General features: G+C 52.6%; 17 protein-coding genes. 2 read left to right on the top strand and 15 right to left on the bottom strand.

What is annotated here, in order from left to right; translation table 11 throughout:
* Positions 1-12 precede the first annotated feature (12 nt).
* The 12 genes from galF to wbaP all read right to left on the bottom strand — a co-directional run bounded on the left by galF (position 13) and on the right by wbaP (position 15,904).
* Complete coding sequence (gene galF, locus RCF31_RS00310) at positions 13-909, bottom strand: UTP--glucose-1-phosphate uridylyltransferase GalF (RefSeq protein WP_084875994.1); 897 nt, start codon at positions 907-909, stop codon at positions 13-15.
* Between the two features lie 290 nt (positions 910-1,199).
* On the bottom strand, positions 1,200-2,540 hold the full coding sequence (locus tag RCF31_RS00305; RefSeq protein ID WP_416412099.1) for an MOP flippase family protein: 1,341 nt from the start codon (positions 2,538-2,540) through the stop codon (positions 1,200-1,202).
* Entirely contained in the window at positions 2,537-3,760 is a 1,224-nt protein-coding gene (locus RCF31_RS00300; RefSeq protein WP_416412098.1) for a glycosyltransferase, read from the bottom strand. Before RCF31_RS00300 ends, RCF31_RS00305 begins: the two co-directional genes overlap by 4 nt.
* A gap of 4 nt (positions 3,761-3,764) precedes the next feature.
* The gene (wcaK, locus tag RCF31_RS00295; RefSeq protein WP_416412097.1) at positions 3,765-5,027 is read right to left on the bottom strand and encodes a colanic acid biosynthesis pyruvyl transferase WcaK; all 1,263 of its coding nucleotides are present in this window, start codon (positions 5,025-5,027) and stop codon (positions 3,765-3,767) included.
* A 167-nt stretch (positions 5,028-5,194) separates the two neighbouring features.
* On the bottom strand, positions 5,195-7,405 hold the full coding sequence (locus RCF31_RS00290; RefSeq protein ID WP_416412096.1) for a phage tailspike protein: 2,211 nt from the start codon (positions 7,403-7,405) through the stop codon (positions 5,195-5,197).
* Positions 7,406-7,482: 77 nt separating this feature from the next.
* Positions 7,483-8,517 carry a glycosyltransferase gene (locus RCF31_RS00285; RefSeq protein ID WP_416412095.1) on the bottom strand — a complete coding sequence of 345 codons (1,035 nt, stop codon included), beginning with the start codon at positions 8,515-8,517 and terminating at the stop codon, positions 7,483-7,485.
* Between the two features lie 39 nt (positions 8,518-8,556).
* Positions 8,557-9,309, bottom strand: coding sequence for a glycosyltransferase family 2 protein (locus RCF31_RS00280; protein WP_084876000.1), 753 nt, complete (start codon positions 9,307-9,309; stop codon positions 8,557-8,559).
* Between the two features lie 82 nt (positions 9,310-9,391).
* Positions 9,392-10,309, bottom strand: a complete 918-nt coding sequence (locus RCF31_RS00275) for a glycosyltransferase family 2 protein (RefSeq protein ID WP_084876001.1) — start codon at positions 10,307-10,309, stop codon at positions 9,392-9,394.
* Positions 10,310-10,542: 233 nt separating this feature from the next.
* Positions 10,543-12,720 (bottom strand): tyrosine-protein kinase Wzc, encoded by a 2,178-nt coding sequence (gene wzc, locus RCF31_RS00270; RefSeq protein ID WP_416412094.1) that lies wholly within the window; start codon positions 12,718-12,720, stop codon positions 10,543-10,545.
* Positions 12,721-12,732: 12 nt separating this feature from the next.
* The gene (locus tag RCF31_RS00265; RefSeq protein ID WP_299445586.1) at positions 12,733-13,167 is read right to left on the bottom strand and encodes a protein tyrosine phosphatase; all 435 of its coding nucleotides are present in this window, start codon (positions 13,165-13,167) and stop codon (positions 12,733-12,735) included.
* 9 nt (positions 13,168-13,176) lie between these two features.
* Positions 13,177-14,316, bottom strand: coding sequence for a polysaccharide export protein (locus RCF31_RS00260; RefSeq protein ID WP_208715789.1), 1,140 nt, complete (start codon positions 14,314-14,316; stop codon positions 13,177-13,179).
* 154 nt (positions 14,317-14,470) lie between these two features.
* The gene (gene wbaP, locus RCF31_RS00255) at positions 14,471-15,904 is read right to left on the bottom strand and encodes an undecaprenyl-phosphate galactose phosphotransferase WbaP (protein ID WP_416412093.1); all 1,434 of its coding nucleotides are present in this window, start codon (positions 15,902-15,904) and stop codon (positions 14,471-14,473) included.
* Positions 15,905-16,701: 797 nt separating this feature from the next.
* On the opposite strand from wbaP, the gene RCF31_RS00250 reads away from it, so the two are divergent.
* Positions 16,702-18,276, top strand: a complete 1,575-nt coding sequence (locus tag RCF31_RS00250; protein WP_416412092.1) for a TerC family protein — start codon at positions 16,702-16,704, stop codon at positions 18,274-18,276.
* Positions 18,277-18,307: 31 nt separating this feature from the next.
* Here the strand turns inward: RCF31_RS00250 and asmA are convergent, their stop codons facing one another.
* The 3 genes from asmA to udk all read right to left on the bottom strand — a co-directional run bounded on the left by asmA (position 18,308) and on the right by udk (position 21,435).
* Entirely contained in the window at positions 18,308-20,107 is a 1,800-nt protein-coding gene (gene asmA / locus RCF31_RS00245) for an outer membrane assembly protein AsmA (protein WP_416412091.1), read from the bottom strand.
* 21 nt (positions 20,108-20,128) lie between these two features.
* Positions 20,129-20,710 carry a dCTP deaminase gene (gene dcd, locus RCF31_RS00240; RefSeq protein WP_416412090.1) on the bottom strand — a complete coding sequence of 194 codons (582 nt, stop codon included), beginning with the start codon at positions 20,708-20,710 and terminating at the stop codon, positions 20,129-20,131.
* A gap of 83 nt (positions 20,711-20,793) precedes the next feature.
* Positions 20,794-21,435: a uridine kinase gene (gene udk / locus RCF31_RS00235; protein ID WP_416412089.1), complete on the bottom strand. Its 642-nt coding sequence runs from the start codon at positions 21,433-21,435 to the stop codon at positions 20,794-20,796.
* A 237-nt stretch (positions 21,436-21,672) separates the two neighbouring features.
* On the opposite strand from udk, the gene RCF31_RS00230 reads away from it, so the two are divergent.
* Positions 21,673-22,287 carry a phosphatase PAP2 family protein gene (locus tag RCF31_RS00230; RefSeq protein ID WP_299445572.1) on the top strand — a complete coding sequence of 205 codons (615 nt, stop codon included), beginning with the start codon at positions 21,673-21,675 and terminating at the stop codon, positions 22,285-22,287.
* Positions 22,288-22,392 lie beyond the last annotated feature (105 nt).

Raw genomic sequence — 22,392 nt, 5'->3', positions numbered from 1 at the left:
GATGAGAAAAGCTTATTTTGCCAGGATTTTCTGAATGGCGGCGCGGAAATCACGGCCCTGGCTGTTATTACGCAGACCGTAGGAGACGAATGCCTGCATGTAACCCAGTTTACGGCCACAGTCGAAGCTGGTACCCGTCAGCAGGGTGGCATCAACCGGTTTTTTCTTGCCCAGCGCAGCGATAGCATCGGTCAGCTGAATACGGCCCCAGGCACCCGGCTCAGTGCGCTCCAGTTCCGCCCAGATATCAGCAGAAAGGACATAACGCCCTACCGCGGCCAGATCCGAATCCAGTGTGTTGACTTCTTCCGGCTTCTCAACAAAGTTGGTGATAGTGCCGACATCGCCAGGGTTATCCAGCGGTTGTTCAGTGGTGATCACCGAGTATTCAGAGAGGTCAGCTCCCGGCATATGTTTAGCCAGTACCTGGCTGCGTCCGGTTTCCTCAAAACGCGCTACCATGGCCGCCAGGTTATAACGCAGATGGTCGGCTGTCGAGTCATCCAGCAGCACATCCGGCAATACCACCACGAAGGGATTGTCGCCAATCATCGGACGCGCGCACAACACCGAGTGGCCGAGGCCCAGCGGATTGGCCTGACGGACGTTCATGATCGTCACGCCCGGTGGGCAAATTGATTGCACTTCGCTCAGCAGCTGACGTTTCACACGAGCTTCCAGCAGGGCTTCCAGCTCGTAAGTGGTATCGAAGTGGTTTTCCACCGCATTTTTGGAAGCATGGGTGACCAGCACAATCTCCTTGATGCCTGCAGCCACGCACTCATCAACGATATATTGGATCATCGGTTTATCAACGACAGGCAGCATTTCTTTTGGAATCGCTTTTGTCGCAGGGAGCATATGCATACCGAGACCCGCAACCGGGATTACAGCTTTAAGCTTGGTCATATTTATTCCATTTCATGAAGTGAATACGTGGGGTCGATTATGCAGGATCGGCCGGAACAGCAAGTATAATCTTTATCTGAAAAACCGGCACTAACTCTCTGTCATAACATGAAAAAACGCTTTTTTCGGCCCCAACCGTGACGCCAATTGGCGGGTAATTAGAATCGCTAACCCACTGTAAAACAGTGAGGGAGCCAGGAGAAAGTCAGAATTGATAAGACCAGCCATTTTCAGACTGATCATGTCGTCGCGGCGCACTTAATTACGCCGCGACCTTAGGTTGTCAAAGGTTACAACCAGCCTGCAAACCATTCTGGCATCACAAACAGGTTAAAGTGGTTTACCAGCAACATCAGGCCGACAAACACCACCGAGACCGAAACCCACTGGCGCGCATAAGGCATAAAGCGAATGCCGATAACGGGTTTGATAAAGAAAGGATGGGCAAAAGCGGAGATCAACACCTGTGAAATCGACAGTGTCAGCGCCACGTAGATGACGTTAGGCCAGATCAGCGTGGTCGCCAGCACCACCAGCACCACCAGGCTGGCAACGACATTCCAGTAGAACTCAACGTTGGTACGCCCGTTCGCCTGGGAAATCGCCCCGGTCAGCCCGCCCATCGGACGCAACATGCCAAACAACAGCATCAGTGGGATCAGATGGTAGACCTGCTCATGAGATGCACCATACAGCAGACGCACAATCACCGGGGACAGAATACCAATCGCCAGATACATGGTACTGCTGAACAGCATGATGACGAGCGTGCCTTTCAGGAACAGCTTCTTCAGCTGTTCCGGATCGTGCTGCTTCTCAGCAAAACGCGGTAGCGCCAGGCGGTTGATCACCGGCGAGACCAGCTTCAGCGGTTGCAGGATCAGCTCTTTCGCCAGCGAGTAGATCCCCAGCATATCGGCACCCATTACTTTCCCGACGATCAGGGCATCTGCCTGCGTGCGTAGCTGGTTAATGGTCTGCGACCCCAGCTGATAGATACCGTAACGCACGGCGGCGATAAACGTTGCCCGATCGAATTCCCAGGTTGGACGCCAGGATTTCTCGCCAAAGTAAATCATGCACAGAATGCGCGTGAAGGCATTAATAAACAGACCGAGGATAGCCGCCGCAACGGTCAGCGATGTGAAATACAACATTGCCACGGTGCAAAGAAAGGCAAACAGCTTGGTCACCATCTCAATCTTCGCCAGCAGCACCATGCGTTTGGTTTTGACAAAGTGCGCCTGATACTGTGAAAGATGCCCGAGAACCAGGAAGTTGAGGCTGGTCAGCATAATCAGCCCGGTCAACTCCGGCAGGTGATAAAACCATGCCACCGGCCAGGCAATCATCAACATAATCAAGCCGGTACAGAAGCTGAGCGAAACGTTCACCCAATAAATAGTGCTTTGCTCACGCCGGGTAATGTTCTGACGATGCACGATGTAGCTGCTCATCCCCATGTCCTGTAGTACCCCGGCCACCGCCAGAATGGCGTTGATAATCGCCAGTAAACCCAGCTCATGCGCTTCCAGCCTGCGTGCCAGTACGCTGAGTTGTAATACCTGCAACACTGCGGCGAAGCAGGTGCTGCCAAATAGCCAGACGGCTTGTGACTTTAATCCACTCACACCATGCGCTCCAGAATTTTTGCCAGCTCGCCATAGGCGATATGCTGATTGAACTCGGTTTCCACTTTGTGCCGTGCGGCAGCAACGACGGGTGCGATATCTACATCCCCACGCGACAGACGCAATAAGGTTTGCGCCAGCTCCCCGGGGTCATTTTCTGAAACCAGCCAGCCACTCACGTTGTTCTGAATCAGTTCAGGAATGCCGCTGTGGAAGGTGGAAACCACCGGCAGCCCTACTGCCATCGCTTCCATCAGCGCCACCGGAATCCCTTCCATATCGCCGTCCGCTGCAGTTTTGGAAGGCAGCAAGAAGATATCGGCTTCACTTAGTGCCTGACGAATCTCCTCCTGAGGCTTAAAGCCCGGCATGCTGACATAATCTTCCAGACCGGCGCGCGCAATATGTTCGCGCATCATGCCGTCCTGCTCACCATTACCAATGATGGTGAACTGGAACTGCCCACCTTCATTGCGCAGGATTTCACTGGCTTTCACCGCCACATCCAGACCTTTCTTTTCAGTGAGGCGTGCGACTGAAACAATGCGTAGCGGCGTATGGAAAGTTTCACGCGGCTGGAAATTAAATTTCTCCGGCTCAATGCCCATCCGCGTGACGTGTATCTTCTCTGCCGGGCAACCCATCTCAATCAACTTGTTTTCCCACAAATGGCTGATGGGCAGCATCAGCTCACTCTGGCGGAACAGATTGAGATAGTCCTGTTTATGTTCTTCCAGAATATGACGACGAGAGATGTCCGCGCCGTGGAAGACCGTGGCCTGTTTACCCCGCAGCACGCCAAGCTCGCGCAGCTTATTCGCCAGCGCACCTGCGTAGCCAAAGTGCACCAGAAATACGTCAGCGGTGAAGGTTTGCCTGGCATTGGCCACGATCGCGGGCAACAGCAGTTTGCTGGATTGTGCGCCATAACGGCGCACGTTGAGGGATTTAAGCAGTGAAGGTTTGCCAATTTTCGGCAGCATCAGTCCGATGCGTTGGGTGAGCTTATCGAGGTTCGATACCTTCTCTTCCGGCAGCAGATAGTGGGTTTTTGCTGCCAGATTGTAGTCATCAAACGCGGCATGGCGATTAATCAAGTCGCCCGGAAACACGGAGATCACCTCCACGTCATAACCGGCATCAATGAAATGCGTTACCTGATTGAGGACAAAGGTCTCAGAGGCAACCGGAAAACGCATGGTGAAAAAGGTCAGCTTCATCACTTCACCCTAAGACGTTGAGAATTTCTTCAGTGATTCGGTTGCCAATCTCACGCTCCTGCGCCACCGCTGCATCAACTTTCTGCTTCACATTGTCGTAGTCAGCCAGCACAGTCTGCACTTTATCGATGAGCGAGCCATCCATCAGGCTCTGCACATCGGTTGCCATTTGCGGCAGGCCAAGCTGGTTCATCACACCCAGTGACTTGTGTTCATAGTTGATAGCAACGGCAGGTGTGCCGAAATTCATGGAAATAATGGCGGAATGCAGGCGGGTGCCGATCGTCAGATGGCAGTGGCTTAACAAAATGCCGAGTTCGAGGTCGTTGAATTCGTCCATGATCACATGGTAATGCTCCGGATGATCAACGCTGTCACGCAGCGTCAGCGCCACCATGCGGTCATCTTTGGCATAGCTATCGATACCGGTGCAGGTTGAGAAGGCCACCACCTGATAGCCGTCGGCGATCATCGCATTGATCACCCGACCAAACGCCGCTTCGTATTCTTTTTGCGTAACGCCGAGACGTTTATCGAACGGGGCCAGCTCACGCACGGTAATCGCGATAGTTTTGCGTGAGCTGATAATCTCTTTCCAGTGCAACAGGTTATGGCTGGGATTTTCTACCTCACGCGCCTGCACCAGAAACGCGGTATCGACACCTTTCTTAACTTTGCTGGTGGTGACGCCATCCTGCTTCAGCCGCTCATAGCTGACCTCTTCACGCAGCACCAGGCTATCAACGCGGTCGAACACGAAGTTCGCCAGTGCATTGACGCGCGGGTTTTCAAAAGGTCCGACGGAATGCCCAATCATATACAGCGGCTTTTTCGCCATGAGCGCACACAGCGCATGGTCAAACTGGGTCACGCCATACAGATCGACGAAGAAAGATCCCCCGACCTGGATAATGGCATCATAAGGTTCAAGGCTTTTGGTGAATTCGGCCAGATGCGGCGGCACAGAGAATGATTTATATAATCCCCCCTTTCCCAGATGCGCCATCATAATATCCGGCATCAAACGGTTAGCCACTTTACGCTTTACGCTTCCCACTAACCCTTTAGCTGATTTGTTATTGTGCAGGAACAGAGAATCCTGCAGGATTTCCTGTTGCAGTAAGTACCCAGAGCTGGTTGGATAACGGCTGATGACGTCGATATCCAGATCACCACGCGCGGACTGAAGTGAATCAATCAGCCCGCGTAAAATCGCGCCATCCCCACGATTTCCACAGGTATGGTTACCCACCAATAAAATCTTCATAAAAACTCCAGATAAATTTTTGTAATTTTCTACAAGCCGCCATTTTCCTGGCCTGGCAAAAGTGAACTCTGTGTAAAAAGGACTGCAAGAGAGGCGAACGCCTGAAAAAAACTGCTCCATTTAATCCGGCCGCACTCCTGTTTGCGGCCGGTTTGCTGATGAACGTATTACGATTTCAGAGCGAAATACGGCAGTGCACAGGGCTCGCCATTAATCACCACCGAGATAAAACCTTTGGGTTCACGGGTATCAACCTGCTCCGGTTTCAGCATGCGTGAGGCCATCAACAGATCGCCCTGCTCATTGCCGCCAATACCGGCTTTACCGTTGTGCAGACTGAAACGCTGCGGTGCCTGCTGACTACCGCTGGCAGGCGTTCCCTGCGTCATGGTGGCATCGACGCGCGCACAGCGACCGGCGAGGAAGCGATCCTTCGCGGTACTTTTGATCAGCACAACAGTGGCGGGTGTCCAGCCGGCCAGTTTGACGAACACTTTGGTGTCCGTGTCAGTACGCGGTTCATAGCGCACATCCACCAGCGGTGAACTGCCTTCCGCAGACCAGCTGGCTTCCGCCTTGCTTTTCTTGCGCTGCAAGTGGATAACCGCCCGGCCACCGGTGCCTTTGCCGTCGATCGGGTTCATCAGCGGTTGGTTGTCCGTCCCATTACTGAATTGCGCCTGACCAAACACCTCAATTTCCCAGCTATCACCCACGGCAGGTGAATAAAAATTCCCCAGCTCAAACCAGGTTTCCTGATTGGTGTTGTTCGACAGGCGAAAACGTGAAGTGATGTAGTTGTAATTCAGGCTGCCGTCGATGGCGACGCCATAGGATTCAACGCGCGTCGAACCCATCTCCCAGATATTCAGCCAGCGCTCGCCCTCCAGCGAGTTATCGATCCAGCTACCGGCCTGCAGATTGGTCTGGCGCATATTCAGCCGTGAGTTACGGGCAATCAGCGGGTTCTTACAATCTTCCAGGCTCAGTGCATCAATGATCCATTGGCCATTGGAGATATCGCCGGGATTTTCGGTGTGCTCAATCCAGCCGTTATGAATGATCGACTGGCTGCAACGTGGCAGATTCAGCACCATCCCGCCTTTACAGTGCTGGGCATTGAAGTTGGAAAGTTCAATGGCGGTGCTGTGATCCCAGTTACCCGCTTTCTGCCCGGACCAGCTGGCTTTAATCACATCGCCTGTACAGCCGTTGGCGTACCACTGGTCGATTTTGCAATCCAGCGTATCCAGCAAACTTAACGAAACACCGCCCACCTGGTTAAAGCGCAAACAAGCCCCACGGAAGAACTGGCCTCCCGGGCAGGTATTACGGAATAACCCCTGCTTATTCGGACGCTTGTCGCTGTTACCGTTAAAAATCAGGTTAGAAATTTCGGTCCAGCGGGCATTTACCTGAAACAGGAATTCGGAACGCCCATCCGAAACCAGCGTAGTGGCCGGGAAATAGCCAAAGTTCACCATCGCACCAGAAATACGGAAGAAGCGCTGTTGCTGGTCACCGAAATCACAACCGGAAACAAAGAACGTCCCCGCCGGGAACTGCACGCAAATCGGCTGATTAGCATCCTGCGACCATTGATACATCGCCTTGATGGCAGGTGCGGCATCGGTTTTGCCGTCAGCGATCGCGCCGAAATCGAACAGCGTCAGACGGTTGAAATCTTCCACCACGCGACGCCAGGTAAAACCGTTACCGCTGAACATCACGCCGCTATCGTCTTTGCCATCACCAAAGGCACCGACAAATTCGCCACCGCCCACTTCCAGACCTTCATGCCAGCTTTTCAGCTTGATTTTGGCACCGGCAAACAGCGGACGGGTTTTACGCAATTCCTCTACCGAGGGGATTTCCCCGATCAGCTGGTAACCATTGGGTTGCGCCAGGCGCTGACTGAAGTTGCTTTGATTGGGACGACTGACGTCATCAATGGAAAACAACGTATTGCCGCTGTTGTCTTCAACGGCCATCGAGTGAGCAGGATCAGCGATTAACGCCGCATTATCGTGGATAAATTGCGCAAAATTGCCCTTATTCAACGCAATCGGCTGACTGATTTGCGATATTTTGCCGCTGGCATCACGCAGATAAACCGGGATTTGGTTACCCGCTTTGCTGGCATCGCTACCGGCCTTACCAATCCACAATTTGCCCTCAAAGTTCTGCCAGAATTGCGGCGGCATGGTGTAAACATTTTCCGGCGTGAGAATCGGGACATCTCCCTGCGGTACGCTGGAAGGGTCGACCGCCTTCAATGCTGGCTGGCCATTTTTTGCGGCATAGCTGGAAAATGCACTCACCGAGAGCGCAGCAACAATGGAGGAGGCTGCGGTTTGTAAGACTTCTCTTCTTTTCATGCATCAAATCCCGTGGTCATGGGGCCGCCAGGCGGCCATAAGTGTGTCCCCGAGGTAGCCGTAGGCTTCATGCGGCGCTAAATCAGCGCCAGCCAGCTTTGTTTGATCTCTTTGCCGTCAAACTTCAGCGCCGTTTCTTTGGTTTTCTCGCTCATGCGGTAGAACAACGCATCGTCACTGGCGAGTTGGTCCATACGTGCCAGGAAAGTGGTTTTGTCATTCATGGGTACCAGGAAGCCATCTTCGCCATGATTGATAATTTCCTGCGGTCCGGTCGGGCAGTCATACGCCACCACCGGCAGCGACCAGGATTTGGCTTCCAGCAGCACCAGCGGTAATCCTTCATAACGCGAGGTCATCAGCGCCATGTCGCTGCCACGGTAGTAATCATTGATGTTGCTGACTCTGCCGACGAAATTGACGCTGCCCGTGATCCCCAGCTGTGCAGCCTGATCGTGTAATTGCTGGCGTACCTCACCGTCTCCGGCGACAACCAACGTCCAGTCAGGGTGGGTTTTGCTGAAATCAGCCCAGATATCCAGCAGCAGGTCGAAACCTTTCTGATGTTCGAGGCGGCCAATGGCCAGCGCCTGACGGGTACGCGTGTGACGCGCAAAAGATTTGTACACCACCGGATTGGGAATCTGCTGGCTGGGAATATTCCAGCGGCTGAAGACCTGATGGTCTTTATCGGTCAGCACGATCACCTGGTCATAGAAGCGCAGCAGCAGCCATTTCAGCAATTTGATCGGTTTACTAAAGGAGTTGATGGCGATGTGCTCGCAGGCATAGGCTTTGAAGCGCTTTTTCTTCATGGACATCAAGTTCCAGAAGGCAAACATCACGCTGAGACGCCCCATGCTGATGAGGAAAACGCTGTCGAACCCTTCCTGCTGGATGCGGGCCACCGCGCTTTTAATCGGATTACTGTGTCCGGCAAAGCTGACAATCTCTTTGGCATGGGTAAAGGGGTAAAACGGCTTTCCGCTACCTTCCAGCGAATAAACGGTCACCTCATGCTGTTCGCCGAGACACTCCGACATAAAGTTGCAGATGTTTTCCGTACCCGCGTACGAATAAGCATCCTTAATCACCAGTACAATCTTTTTCATGAAACGCTTTCCACCTCAAACGCGCAAATGATGCCGGTATCAACGATGCTTCAGGGTGAAAAGCACACCGTTCACCATATACCAGCCGTAATAGTAATAGATTTTTAAGGGATTGTTTTTATAGATAATTCTTAATAATTCGAGGTGCCATTTTGCCGCTTTATTTTTGTTACGAGACAGCGAATCACCCAACTCGTAATAGTTCACCAGCGTCTTCTGGATCACCCGGGCTTGCCGGTAACGGAGAAACAGCTCGTAGAGGAACAGGAAATCTTCATGGCCTTTACGCTGAAAGAAGATGCCCTGCGGAGGACGGCGAAAACAAACTGAAGAGAAGCAGACGCGATACTGCTTCTTCACGAAGTTTTGCTGTTGCAGATAGGGTTTGCTGTAGATGATATCGTGGTCAGCGCTTTTGGTTTTGTAGTGGTAATGGGTAATAACAAAATCGTCACCGGCAGCAATAGCAGCGGCCTGTTCAGCCAGCTTTTCCGCATGCCATTCATCATCGCTATCAAGGAAAGCGATGATCTCTTGCTGTGCAGCACGCAGCCCGACATTACGGGTCTCTGCCGCACCCTGGTTCATCTCATTGTTGAGAATAGTGATACGCGCGTCCTGGCAATGTTCACGTACTAAAGCCAGCGAATCGTCGGTCGATTTATCGTTGATCAGATAGAGATGCCAGTCGCTATAGCTCTGATCGAGAATCGACTGCACCGCACGCAATACCGTCTGGCGCGCGTTATACATCGGCATCACAATGCCGATGGTGCCTACATGATTTTTCATCTGAATACCCGTAAGAGGAGATGACAGGAAGTACAAAAAATTGCCCCGGTCTGGGAGCAAGTGAAATCAAAAGAACCACCAATCAGGAAACAGCCCTGCTGCCAAAGAAACGGGATTTCACCTTGTTCATCAGACGGCTCATGAAGTAAGCCTGGTTATCTTTGTTAGTCAGGAAGAAGTAACGCGCGAAGCTGACGCTCGCCAGTAGCGAGTTGCCATCCATTTTGTACCGCAGCGGCAGTTTGAACGCTTTGTAGGTGTGGATATCGCGCGCCGTCAGATAGGGTTTCATGGTATCGAGCCAGAAGAAGGAGTATTTCACCGACTCCCCTTTATGCTTCGAGCCAAATTTGGTCACCAGATGGTAGGTCGCCAGCGGTTTATCAATCATGACGAATTGATAGCCCATGCGATCGGCGCGAATGCAGAAGTCATAGTCCTGGTGGCGAATATAGCGCGTATCGAATTTGATCTGTTCGGCATCGGCACGCTTCAGCACGATGGTACTGGTCTGGATGAAGCCATAACAACCAAACAGATATTCAGCCACGGTTTCGTTGTTACCGGGTGGCTGCATCGGCATCACTTTCAGGAAGCTACCGTCCTGGTGAATATTCACCTGACTAAAGATGACATAACGCGACTTGCCCTGTGCCTCAAGATTAGCGATGGTGCGCGAGACTTCCAGCAGCTTGTCCGGATGCCATTCATCGTCGGCATCAAGAAAACTGATGAAATCACCGCTGGCGAGTTCAATCCCTTTATTGCGCGCCCCTGCCCCATTGAGTTTTACCTCAGAGAGCTCCAGCCTGATGTCCAGGTCCTGATAGCGATCGCTGCGCACCACCTGCGCCAGTTCAGCCGCATCGGCTGATTTGTCATCCACAATGATGACTTCAAAATTGCGATAACTCTGCGCATTGACGCAATCCAGCGTCGTCACAATCGACTTCGACGCGTTATAAGCGGGAATTACAATTGAGAAGTGGATATCCTGCATTGCCAGCACCTCTTAAACAGCTGTTCCAGATTCAACGGTATACTCCGCCACCTGATGATGGGAATCGGCTTTTTTCCTAAAAAATCATGCCGTTATATCCATTTCTCATTAAGCAGTTGCCTACCATTACGGAATTACCTAAGCGTGTGCTGTGTGTATAAGTGTTTAAAAATCAGTGCAAAACGCACGATAAAAACGGGGCGGATAAACCGCCCCGAAAGAGTGTCTGTCTCTTAGCTTTTGGTTTCTTTGCCGTATTCGTAGTTGTAGTAGTCGTAGCCATAACCGTAGACATTCGACGCTTTACGCACCACGGCGTTGAGGATGACGCCTTTGATCTCAATACCGTTCTGCGCAAAGCGACGGTAACTGACATCCAGCTCTTTGGTGGTGTTGGTCTCAAAACGCGCCACCATCAGCGAGGTTCCGGCCAGCTTACCGATAATGGAAGCGTCGGTTACGGCCAGGATCGGCGGCGTATCGATCAACACCAGGTCATAGTTTTTACCCGCCCACTCCAGCAACTCACCCATGCGACGATGCATCAGCAGCTCTGAGGGGTTAGGTGGCACCTGACCACGTGGCAGGAAATCAAATCCGTACGCGCCTTTCTGAATCATACCCGGAGAGAACTCACTCTTGCCGGATAACACGTTAGACAGGCCAACTTTGTTTTCCGCACCCAGCAGTTCGTGGGTATAGCCGCGACGCATATCACCATCGATGAACAACACGCGTTGACCCGCTTTCGACACCAGCGTTGCCAGGTTGGCACAGATAAAGGTTTTACCAATACCCGGGCTGGCACCGGTGATCATCAGAATGTTGTTCTTCGCTTCCATCATCGCGAAGTGCAAGCTGGTACGCAGGCTACGAATCGCTTCGATGGAGAGGTCAGTCGGGTTGCCCAGCGCCAGCAGCGTATTGTGCGGGTCACTTTTCTCTTTGTGCCCACGCCGCGCCAGTGCTTCGGTATCCTTCTTACGCTGCCAGTCAGACAACGGCACGCTGGCATAAACGTTCATACCCAGTTCTTCCAACTGCTCCGGGTTTTCAATACCGTGATGGAACACCGCTTTCAGCAGAATAATGCCGACGGACAGCACCAGACCCAGAATCAGGCTGGCGGCAATGATCAGCAATTTCTTCGGTGCGACAGGCGAGCCAGCGGTTTCTGCCTGGTCAATGATGCGCACATCCCCGACGGTACTGGCTTTACTGATACCCAGCTCCTGCTGACGATTCAGCAGTTGCATGTAGATTTCCTGCCCTGCCTGCACATCACGGGTCAAACGCAGGATCTCCTGCTGGGTCTGCGGCATCTGTGCAATTTTCTTGTTCAGATTGGCCTGCTCGTCTTCCAGCGTTTTGCGTTTTTCCAGCAGCGCACGGTAAGTCGGGTGATCTTTGGTGTACAGCTGCGACACTTCAGCTTCACGGAAGGTCAGCTCATTCAACTGGCTCTGCACACTAACGGAAGAATCCAGCGCTGATTTCGCCTCCAGTGACATATCTACCGATTCGTTTTCACGACGATAGGCGTTCAGTTTGTCTTCGGCTTCATTCAGGTTATCGCGTACCATCGGCAGCTGATTGCGCAGGAAATCAAGGCTCTTCGCTGCCTGTTCCGATTTGCGCTCAACGTTCTGCAACAGATAGTTGTTAACGATCTGATTCAGCACGCGGCTGGCCTGATCCGGATCTTCGTCCTGATATTCCAGACCCAGCACGCCAGTGTCTTTCGCTTTATCAGCAACCGTCAGACTGCCCAGCACCGCTTTGATCGCCTGCAGATCGCTCAGCTTGGTGACATCAAAGCTGGTGCCGGCATCCGCCTGAATACCGCTTACCAGCATGGTGACTTCACCGTGCTGTTCCAGCTGGCCCACGCGGCCTTTAAACAACTCGTCCCCATTGCTGGTCACGGTGTAGGTCTGCGGCCCGGTTACTTCCAGCTGCACGGTACGTTTGTCGATTGAACGCGGGATTTCCAGACGCGTAATAGCAATCTGCGCCGGTTTGTTGCCCATCAAACGCGACAGACCTTTACCGATGATCGGGAAATAGTTCTGCTGCACCACGGTATCCAGACCAAGATCGTCCACCGTTTTACCGATGACCATGCGCGATTCAAGAATCTGAATCTCGGTATCGGAAGCCGGTGTTGACGGCAGGATATCCTGCAGATCGTTCAGCACCGAGTTGGTGTTCTTCTGCTCGACCTGCACCATGGCATCGGCGCTATAGATCGGCGTGGCAAACAGTGTGTAGAGGGTTCCCACCAACATGAAGAAGGCGGTAACGGCAACAATGACCCACCGATGGTCAATGAGTTGTCCCACAAGATGCGCCAGATCCCATCCATTCGAATCCTCTTTCGGCGCTGTCATAACCTTGTTTTTTATATTCATGGATAATCCCAACTATCGGCTTAGTACGTTGACCCATTTCTGGGTAGCGTGTTCCAGTAACCCGTAAACCTCTTCAAAGGCCTCACGGCTTTTTTTGTACGGATCCGCTATTTCCTGTTGGTTGAGCCAGTGCCCAAGCAGCATGGTTTTCCCGCGTGCGGCTGGATCGATCCGATTTACCTGCTCAACATGACGCTTTTCCATCACCAGAATCAGGTCATAGTCACGGCACATTTCGGCCGTTAACTGCTGAGCCTGGTGACCTGCCAGTGACACGCCATGTCTGGCAGCCACATCACTGGCAGTTTGATCTGCCGGGGAGCCACGCAGAGCACCCAGCCCCGCAGACGCTACCCGGGTTTCAGGTAAAGCGCGTTTGAACAAACGCTCCCCGGTCGGGGAGCGGCAAATGTTGCCGACACAGACGACTAACACGGAGCTAATCATGGTTAAACCTTAGTTATCCCATGTATGGAAACGCAGAGCTGCGGAGCTTGCATCGTCGATACCTACGATGGTTGGCAGCAGCGCGGAAATAACACGGTTCCAGCGGGTGAGCGGAGTGGAGGTGACATACACGATGTCGTACGGCTCCAGTTGGAATTCAGTACCCATCACCATTGATGCAGCATCTTTGGTATTCAACTGATAGATGTTGGCGATCTTGGTACGGTTGCTGCCACGAATAGGACGAATGACGAACACGCCGGTGGCATCTGCCGTGGTCTGATCCATGCCCTGAGCATTGCCCAGCGCTTCAGCCAGCGTCATGCCGCTGCGGTCCATTTTCAGCGTGGTTTGCTGCTTCACTTCACCCATAACGAAGACCTTCAGATCGTCGTTACGTGGGACGTAAAGAATATCGCCCGGATACAGCAAGTGGTTCTGGCTCAGGTCACCGTTTTGCATCAGCGCCTGCAGCGAAATGCGCTGTTCGCGGCCACCGTGCGTCAGCACCACGTTACGCCAGTCGGCATCCGCCGTCAGACCCCCTGCGGCGTTGACCGCGTCCAGTACCGTAAGCGGTACGTTGGTAATCGCCTGCTGGCCTGAAGTCGTCACCGAACCGCTGATATAGGTTTTTTGTGAACGGAAGGCAGCGACGTTCACATCCACCTGCGGACTTTCGATGTACTGCGCCAGACGGCGCGCGATTTCGGCACGGATCTCAGTCACGGTTCTACCCGCAACCCGCACTTTGCCGATATAGGGATAGAAGATCGTACCATCAGCCTGCACCCAGTTACCGGTGTCGCTGGCACTGCGGTACTGGCCCGCAGGGGTGGTCAATTCCGGGTGATCCCACACGGTGACGTTCAGTACATCACCAATGCCGACACGATATTCATAGCTCTGAATTTCGTTCTGCAACGCCGGGTTGGCTTGCGCCACCAGCGGTTTCGGGCGCATCTGCTCAACCAGACGCGGTGTTAAAGGAAAGACGTTAACGTATTTGTCGATGTCAAAATTGCTGTCCTGCTGCTCAATGACATCTTTTCCGCTAGTGGAAAGGCGCTGACCTGGCTCGATCGTGCACCCGGAGAGAATAGTGGCCGATACCAGTAACGGTATCATTTTAATTTTCATTGTAATCATCTGGATCTTCGCTATCAGTTAATGATTGATAGAGGCGAAAACGCCGCTGTGTAAGCGTCTTACAAAAATAAAGCCGACGGGTTAAACACCGAAACTGTGGGTCATTATCATTGGCTCCCTGGGTTTTATGTTGTCGCCGTGCCCTCGCTGTCTATCAATAAGCTCCGTCGCGTTTCAGCACTACGCCAATCGTCTTAAACAGAATCGCGATGTCATTCCACAGCGACCAGTTTTTGACATACCACGAATCGAAATAGACGCGCGTTTCATAGTCAACGTCGTTACGACCGCTGACCTGCCACAATCCCGTCATGCCTGGTTTCGCCATCAGGTAATAATCGACGTCACCGGCATAACGGCAGAGTTCATCTTCGATAACCGGACGCGGTCCCACCAGGCTCATATCGCCACGGACCACGTTCCACAGTTGCGGTAACTCATCCAGACTGGTTTTACGGATAAAGTGACCGACTTTCGTAATGCGGGGATCGTTCTTCAGTTTGAAATCTTTGTCCCACTCGGCGCGCGCCACCGGATCGGTACGCAGTACCTCTTCCAGCACCTCTTTTGAGTTGATCACCATCGAGCGGAATTTGAGACATTTGAACTTGCGCCCATTCATACCGACGCGTTCATGGCCGTATATCGGGTTGCCACCGTCACGTCCCACCAGGAATCCCAGCACCAGTAATGCCGGTGACAGCGCAATGATGATGCTGAGCGCGCCAACAACATCGAAGACACGTTTCAGGCAACGCGAAGTCCGCTTCGCCAGGTTGTTATTAACCCGCAGGATCATCACTTCGTGGCTGAAGATATACGCCATATCGGTGCCATAGAGCGGCACACCACGCAGCGTTGGGATAACGGAAACTGAGCGACAGTTGTGCATAGCGAGCGTCTTCAGCCAGTTATCACGATGCTGGCTCTGCTCAAACTCCACCGCGACGATAAATTGCGTCTCAACGTTGGTGAGCTGCCACAATTCCTGCTCATTACGCAGCACCGGAACACCGGCAATGCTGGTCTGTGGGCAACTGCCATCCACATCGAAAAAAGCGATCACATCAAATCCCATCACTTCTTCGCTTTGCAGTGCCTGCCAGGCTTCTTCGGCATTCTTGTTACTGCCGATGATAATGGTCTGCTTTTTCCACAGGCCAAAATGGTTCAGGACGCGTTTTGACAGGGCACGACCCAGTGGAATTAGGATTAATGCCAGAAGCCAGGTCAGTACCCAGACAAAACGCGACATCTGCCACTGTGACAGTGCGGTAATTGACAAATCGATGACAGAGAAAATAAGAATGGTACGAAAGATCTCTTTTAGCTCGAACCAGAAAGGCTTGCGATAGGTGAAATGTCGCAGGCGAATCCAGAACCAGCCAACACAAATAATCGACAGACAGATGTGTGTGGCGATTTTTAAATCGAGGTCTTTTTCAGAAATATCTGCCAGTGGGGAGTTCGTGAGCGAATTAATCAGCGCCAGAGCAATAAACAACGCCGCGTTGAAACAAATTAAATCCGAGCACGCCAGTAAAATTTTAGTGAGGAGACTTTTATAGGTAAATTCGTTATCGCGCATAATTAACTCTTTATTTTATTTCCCTAATCCTTAATGCCACAAGACTGCGTAATAAATGAGCGATATAAAAAACTGTCACGAAAGCAGCAATCTGGGGGGTATATCTTCGGCGTTGATGCCAGTTCTTTTGCAGTCACACCCAGAAAATTATGATAAATACCAACAGATTAGTCCGAGTTCCTGCTGATACCCCTGCAAAGTAACCCCCCAGGAGAGAAAAGCACTTCGGACACGCTACCGCCCTTGGCTGTCGCTGCCAATACCGCTTTACTCACCCTATTTCCTGTCTGTGAACGACCTTAAAAGCCATGACAATAACTGGCCTTAACCTGGGCACGATCACAATTCTCAACATTAAGAAGCTAAACAGCGCGCTATTAACAACATAAGCGCAGACATTTACTAACACGTTGCTATACTAGTTATTACTGGCTTGTTTACAAGTAGACCCCGTGTTCCCTGCTCTATTTTAGGAAAAAGACTACCAGTCATTAGTATTGATGCCATCCCTTTCAGGCCATTCCCACGCAAAAATCAGAATAATTCGATACTCACCTTCTGCGCATTTCGCATTAAAAATGCACATCGACGCATGAAGAAAAAAATTAATAGTGGTGATATCAGGCGCATGTTGTTTATCCATACATTCAACTTATCTGTAAAAAATAGCATTTAGGAATATTCCTTATTATCATGAGCACCCTATGTAATACGGTGATCAGGCGCTATTTGTTCCCTGGCTGAGGATTAACTATGATAAGACTAAGCTCATTCTCAGACATTCAGGTGATGAAAGCATGTTGGCGTGGATCACTGATCCCTCGCTCTGGGCCGGATTAGTCACGCTAATCGTTCTTGAGCTGGTGCTGGGCATTGATAACCTGGTTTTCATTGCCATTCTGGTGGAAAAATTACCTTCGTCGGTACGCGATCGCGCCCGTGTGATTGGTCTGCTGCTGGCGCTGGTATCGCGTCTGCTGCTGCTGGCCTCGCTTTCCTGGTTGGTTACCCTGACCCAACCCCTCTTTACCTTCTGGCAACATAGCTTCAGTGCGCGCGATCTGCTGCTGTTCGCGGGCGGTGTATTTCTGCTGTTTAAAGCCACAACCGAATTAAATGACAGGCTGGAAGGCAGCGACGAAGACGACGGTCAAACTAATAATGGTGCTAAATTCTGGCCCGTCGTGGCGCAAATCGTGGTGCTGGATGCCATCTTCTCGCTTGATGCGGTGATCACCGCAGTGGGTATGGTGAATGAATTGCCGGTGATGATGACGGCAGTCACCATCGCCATACTGCTGATGTTGCTGGCCAGTAAACCCCTCACGCGTTTCGTCAATGGCCATCCCACCATTGTCATTCTCTGCCTGAGTTTCCTGCTGATGATTGGCTTCAGCCTGGTGGCAGAAGGCCTTGGCTTTATCATCCCCAAGGGATACCTGTACGCCGCCATCGGCTTCTCAATCCTGATTGAAATATTCAACCAGCTGGCGATATTTAACCGCCGCCGTTTTCTTTCTGCTGGCCGTCCGCTGCGTCAGCGCACTGCTGAAGCGGTGCTGCGTATTTTACGTGGTGAAGCGCAACGTGCGGAGCTGGACGCCGACACCGCATCGCTCCTCGCGGATAGCGAGGAAGGCGCGCTGTTTAATCGCCAGGAACGGCGCATGATTGCGCGCGTACTGGGGCTGGGACAGCGACAAATCAGCAGCATCATGACCTCACGCCATGACGTTGAACATATCGATTTGAGTGAAGACCCGGCAGAAATTATGGCGAAACTCGATCGCAATCAGCACACCCGCATCCTGATTACCGAAAAGGGCAATGAGCCACTGGGCGTGGTGCATGTCATTGATCTGATGCATCAGGCTTTGCATGTTAAATCACTCGATTTACGTTCGCTGATTCGTCAGCCGCTGGTGTTCCCCGAACGCCTAACTTTGCTGCAGGCGCTGGAACAGTTTCGCCAGGCACGCACCCATTTTGCCTTTGTGGTCGATGAGTTTGGCTCGGTGGAAGGGGTGGTCACGCTTAGCGATGTGATGGAAACCATTGCGGGCAATCTGCCTAATGAAGGAGAAGAGATTGATGCCCGCTATGACATTCAACCCAGCTCCGACGGCGGATGGATTGCTAACGGCCATATGCCGCTGGAAGATTTAGCGGTGTATGTACACCTGCCACTGGATGAGAAACGTAACTATCACACGCTGGCTGGTTTACTGATGGATAGCCTGCAACACGTGCCACAAGAAGGGGAAGTTTTACAGGTGGGAGATTACCTGCTGCGGACGTTGCAGGTAGAAAATCACCGCGTGCAGAAGGTGGAGATTGTGCCGCTGGCATCGGAGGTTGTGCAGAACCCGTAGCGGCGCAATAAATCGCGCCGCTACAACATCATCAGGGTTTGGCTTTGGACGGCTGTTGTTTATCCAGCCACTGATCCAGGCGGCTCTTCGCTTCACTCTGCAATTGCTGGCGCAAAACCTGATCCACCGGCAGCGAATATTGCAAATTGTCCCACTGACCGTACATACGCAGCGGAATAGTCTGCTCATTCATCACCGCAGCCAGCTTATCGTCGCCTTTCCAGCCACGCAGCATCATATTAATGGTGACATCCAGCTGACGAGTGGCGAGGTTAATATTGCCCTGGCTCTGCACGGCCAGATGGCTACTGCCACCCTGCAAATCCGGCAGGACGATGTTGCCATGATTCAGACTGATGCGACCGCTCAACTGCTGGATATTCTGGTCGTCGCTGGCGTCGTTGGTGACGCGATTGCTGATACGATCGACAGCACGGCGCACCATCTGCTGCAAATTGATCTGCGCCAGTTGCAGGTTGTTGGCGGTTAATTCCGCACTCCCCTGCCAGTTCTGTTTGGCATCATCGATACTCAGGCCGCTGCCACTCAAATCACCCTGCAGTGACACCGTTCCCTGTAACGCTTCCGGCAGTTCAAATGCCTTCAGTAGCGGCGCAATCGCCACCTGTGACAGTTCCGGTTGCAGCGTCACCTCAGTGACCGGATGACGAATATCTACCGTTCCCGGTATCGAGAACTGCCCGTCGCCCAGCTTGCCCTGCAATTGGCTGAGGGTCATCAGGCCCTCCTGATTGCTGGCGGCCAGTTGCAGATTGCTTAACGTCAATCCACGCCACACCGCTTTGTCCGCGTTGAGGTTCAGTGACAGGTCCATCATATTCAGCGGCGAATCGCTGTTGTCACGCTCACGCGGCTCGGCGATCACCGGGGTGCGTATCACGCTGACATGTTGCGGGGTACCGCTATCACTGACCGGGGCACTGGCCATCAGATTATCGAGATTCAGCGTCGAGGCATGCAGCTTCAGCGCGAGCTGCTGCGGCAGAGAAATACGTCCTTGCGCGCTGCCGTCAAGCGAACTGTCATTGGCACTCAGTTGCATTTTATTCAAGGCAAACTGCTGGCGGTCATTATTCCATTCACCTTCGCCACTCAGCGTGCCTTTGATTCCCTGGGTCGGCAAATTGGCGCCATCCAGCGTGTAATCCAGCGCATCAATCTGACCAGTCAAACGATGGGGATATTGCGCAGCATCAAGCTGTCCCTTGAGGCTGACCACAAGGTTGCGCTGATTGCGGGAAATACGGGTGCTGAGATCAATGCTGGCTTGCTTGCTGGCATCCTGACTCAGGTTGAGGTTCAGCGCGCGGAAGTTGTATTCGTCACCGCCCTGCTGCTGCCAAATCAGTAGGCTATCGGCAAGGCGCAACTTACCAATATCAAATGACCAGCCATTGTTACTGGCAACCGGTTCGGCATCACGCGGCCCTACCGGTGCTCCCGTCGGCTTTTTCGCATCACTATCAGGCGTGACGCGGATGATGGCATTTTTCAGCATCACCTGGCTGACGCTCAGTTGATGAGAGAGTAACGGCCACAGGTTAACGTCGAGACGCATATTTTCCGCGATGACCACTGGCTGACTGGCCCCGGGCGCAGTCAGGCTCATCCTGCCAGCCAGAATGCTCAGCTGCGGCCAGACGTGCCAGCGCAGATCGCCACTGACCTGGAGCCGATAACCACTGCGTTGTTCCACCTGTTGTACCATGTAGGTACGAAAGTCGTTGGGATTCACCAGCAACACCAGTGCTGTCATTCCCGCTACGACCACCACTAACAGGATGGCCAGCGTGGTTATCACTCTTCTCATTACATCCTCAATATCCGGCGATCAATCTTTGTCGATACGGCTGGCATCAGCACCCTGCTGGCCACGATATTTAGCATCTTCACGACGGTTGTACGGACGCGCCGCCGGACCGGAGAGCGGCTCAAAACTCAGGGCACCAATCAGCATGCCGGGACGCAGTGCCAGCGGCAGCTTACCGGAATTATAAAATTCCAGCACGATGCGCCCCTGCCAGCCCGGGTCGATACGGTGTGCCGTCACATGCACCATCAACCCCAGACGGGCCAGTGATGAACGACCATCCAGCCAGCCGACCAGATCATCCGGCAACGTCACTGATTCCAGCGTCACCGCCAGCGCCAGCTCGCCCGGATGCAGGAAGAACGCTTCCCCTTCCGGCAGCACAATTTCATCGCTCATCACCCGATCCAGTGCAGCACTCACCTCATCCTTTGGACCACTGAGGTCAATAAATGCCGCGGTGTGGCCGCGAAAAGTGCGGAACTGATTGCCGAGGCGCACATCGACCGTGGCACCATTAATACGCTCAACTGGCGGACGTGGCGAGATCGCCAGCTTACCGCTGTCCAGCCAGGTCTCTATATCGCGATCGCATAATCTCATCGCTGTGACTCCATGATTTAAGTGTAGCGAAAGGCTGCCGCTGATGTGACAACCTGAGCGCGTCACGTCCATCCGGACGCGGTTTATTCGAAGAACTGGTTAATTTTTGCCTTGAGGATATCAATGGCAATGCGGTTTTTCCCACCGCGCGGCACAATAATGTCGGCGTACTGCTTGGAGGGTTCGATAAACTGCAGGAACATCGGACGAACCGTCTTCTGATACTGGCTCATCACTGAATCCATCGAACGGCCGCGTTCGTTAACATCACGTTTCATGCGACGCATCAGGCAGATATCCAGCGGGGTATCGACGAAAATGGAGAAATTCATTTCCTGACGCAGACGCGCATCAGTGAGCAGCAAGATCCCTTCGAGGATAATCACCTTTTTCGGCTTCAGGTGGATACACTCAGTGGTACGGGTGTGCTCAACATAGCTGTAAACCGGCAGTTCGATGTCATGCCCCGCCTTCAGCGCCTGAAGATGTTGCAGCAGCAGGTCATGATCCATCGCACTCGGATGGTCATAATTGGTTTTGACCCTCTCTTCCATGGTGAGGTGGCTTTGATCTTTGTAGTAGGCATCTTCCGGGATTACCCCGATATGCTCGTCACCGACCTGGTCACGGATTTCACGATAGAGCGTGCTGGCAATAAGACTTTTTCCGGATGCGGATGCACCTGCAATGCCAACGATCACGCACTGATGGGACTTGTCAGTCATACTTTTTTAAGACCTGATAACTGGAGCCTGTTGAAGTCGGAACTTCGACGGGCCGATAATGAGAGGGTTTGGTTGGCGGCAATTATAGGTATTTCACCGGTTTGATGCCAGAGAAATGCGGGCCGTGGCTTTTCAGATTATCCCCTTTTGCAGCAAGCCGCTTAATCGATACACTGTTCTTCTGCCAATATTGCGTGCAATGTTGTGCCTGACCGTGTGTAAGTCCAAAGGAGATGTATGAGCTGGAAAACCCTGACCTATTTCGGTGACAGTATGCTGCTGATCCCCACTGCGGTGATCATCGCACTGGTGCTGCCGTGGAAAAGCGACAACCGCCGTACCGTGTGGTATTGGCTGCTGGCGTTTGGTCTGGCTGGTTTGCTGGTCAGCATTTCTAAAATTATGTTTCTCGGCTTTGGCATTGGCAGCGCCCGGTTTAACTTCACGGGCTTTAGCGGCCACAGCGCGATGTCTGCCACACTCTGGCCGGTAATGATGTGGCTGGTTTCCGGTCGCTGGTCCAGCTTCTGGCGCACGCTGACCATCAGTATCGGTTATCTGATCCCGATGATGGTCGGGTTATCCCGCCTCGCGATCCACGCACATTCACCCAGCGAAGTGATCGCTGGTCTGGCGCTGGGTTTTACACTCAGCAGCGCCTTCCTGCTTAGCCAGCGTGACACCGCGCTGAAAGCCTTTAGCCTGCCGCAGATGGGCGTCGCTTTTCTGGTGCCACTGTTACTCGTCAGCCATGGCCGCGTTGCCACCACACAGCAATTCCTTGAGCGCTTCTCTGCCGACCTTGCCGGTCTGGAAAAACCGTATACACGTGCCGACCTCTTTCGTCAGTAACCTGACTGGCCCTTTGTTAACAAAGGGCCAGTCAATCTATTGAATAAGGCGCAAAAGTGAATTGGCGGCAGACATCTGTACCAGATGTGCTAGCATGCCTGATAG

It is taken from the genome of Pantoea sp. App145 (genome assembly GCF_047947045.1).
In the GTDB taxonomy this organism is placed as follows: Bacteria; Pseudomonadota; Gammaproteobacteria; order Enterobacterales; family Enterobacteriaceae; genus Pantoea.
The sequence above is the reverse complement of the archived record's forward strand: the minus strand, read 5'-3'. Positions and strand labels throughout refer to the sequence as shown.

Bases quoted from the DNA above. Each gene is read 5' to 3' on its own strand.
- galF (WP_084875994.1), bottom strand. From the start codon at position 909: ATGACCAAGCTTAAAGCTGTAATCCCGGTTGCGGGTCTCGGTATGCAT.
- RCF31_RS00300 (WP_416412098.1), bottom strand. From the start codon at position 3,760: ATGAAGCTGACCTTTTTCACCATGCGTTTTCCGGTTGCCTCTGAGACC.
- wcaK (WP_416412097.1), bottom strand. From the start codon at position 5,027: ATGAAGATTTTATTGGTGGGTAACCATACCTGTGGAAATCGTGGGGAT.
- RCF31_RS00290 (WP_416412096.1), bottom strand. From the start codon at position 7,405: ATGAAAAGAAGAGAAGTCTTACAAACCGCAGCCTCCTCCATTGTTGCT.
- RCF31_RS00285 (WP_416412095.1), bottom strand. From the start codon at position 8,517: ATGAAAAAGATTGTACTGGTGATTAAGGATGCTTATTCGTACGCGGGT.
- RCF31_RS00280 (WP_084876000.1), bottom strand. From the start codon at position 9,309: ATGAAAAATCATGTAGGCACCATCGGCATTGTGATGCCGATGTATAAC.
- RCF31_RS00275 (WP_084876001.1), bottom strand. From the start codon at position 10,309: ATGCAGGATATCCACTTCTCAATTGTAATTCCCGCTTATAACGCGTCG.
- wzc (WP_416412094.1), bottom strand. From the start codon at position 12,720: ATGAATATAAAAAACAAGGTTATGACAGCGCCGAAAGAGGATTCGAAT.
- RCF31_RS00265 (WP_299445586.1), bottom strand. From the start codon at position 13,167: ATGATTAGCTCCGTGTTAGTCGTCTGTGTCGGCAACATTTGCCGCTCC.
- RCF31_RS00260 (WP_208715789.1), bottom strand. From the start codon at position 14,316: ATGATTACAATGAAAATTAAAATGATACCGTTACTGGTATCGGCCACT.
- wbaP (WP_416412093.1), bottom strand. From the start codon at position 15,904: ATGCGCGATAACGAATTTACCTATAAAAGTCTCCTCACTAAAATTTTA.
- RCF31_RS00250 (WP_416412092.1), top strand. From the start codon at position 16,702: ATGTTGGCGTGGATCACTGATCCCTCGCTCTGGGCCGGATTAGTCACG.
- asmA (WP_416412091.1), bottom strand. From the start codon at position 20,107: ATGAGAAGAGTGATAACCACGCTGGCCATCCTGTTAGTGGTGGTCGTA.
- dcd (WP_416412090.1), bottom strand. From the start codon at position 20,710: ATGAGATTATGCGATCGCGATATAGAGACCTGGCTGGACAGCGGTAAG.
- udk (WP_416412089.1), bottom strand. From the start codon at position 21,435: ATGACTGACAAGTCCCATCAGTGCGTGATCGTTGGCATTGCAGGTGCA.
- RCF31_RS00230 (WP_299445572.1), top strand. From the start codon at position 21,673: ATGAGCTGGAAAACCCTGACCTATTTCGGTGACAGTATGCTGCTGATC.